Source organism: Rhizobacter sp. P3_B12 (assembly GCF_056402895.1).
The window spans coordinates 1-650 of the sequence record NZ_JBFUGN010001674.1 but is presented as its reverse complement, the minus strand read 5'-3'; the positions used below and the strand labels follow the sequence as shown (position 1 = coordinate 650).

At 57.4% G+C, this 650-nt stretch carries 1 protein-coding gene; it reads right to left on the bottom strand.

Translation table 11 applies throughout. The features are described 5' to 3' along the window. Nucleotides 1–31: 31 nt before the first annotated feature. Nucleotides 32–650: hypothetical protein (locus tag AC1D01_RS37615; RefSeq protein WP_477875040.1), on the bottom strand; the 619-nt coding region annotated here is incomplete at its 5' end.

The window sequence follows — 650 nt, the reverse complement described above, 5'->3', positions numbered from 1 at the left end:
GTCTTGGTGAACACCATACTTATCGCCGGCGCTATCCGAGAGTCAGCTGCCCCGCGCACCTGACGAGGCGGGAGTAGGACCGGATCGATGGAGAGTAGCTCTCGTCCGGGTTGTGAGGATTGGGCAACTCCTCCGCCAGCTTGCTTGCCAGCGATTGAGGGTAGTCATATGCATTCGAATCGCTGGCAATCCTGCTGATATCTTTCAAATCGGCCCACGACCAAACGTAGTACTTGGATACGACATCCCAAAGCGAGACGGTGCGGGGCGTTTTCGGGTCGTATCGAAACTCCATGCCACTTCGCTCAGCAAAAAACGTTGTTCCCTGGTCACGCTTGATTCGCGCCTTGACGACGCCTTGAAAGTCGGCAGCCACGTCGCCTTTGATGGCGATGGCATCGAATCCTGCGGAATCGACGTGTCGAAGCGCGCAGAGGAACGCAAGCCAGAGAAGGAATATGGTCTTCGATCCCGGGACACCTGCAGCCGCAGCCGAAATCATCTCGCACACTTGACGCTGTGACCGAAGGTCCAGCTCGAACGCATCGAAGATCCATTTGAGTGTGGCGACCGGCGATTTCTTCTCCACGCTGCCCGAGCCCCGAAGAGGCAAACCAAGATCGACAGCGACCGGCAGCACCAAGTGATGC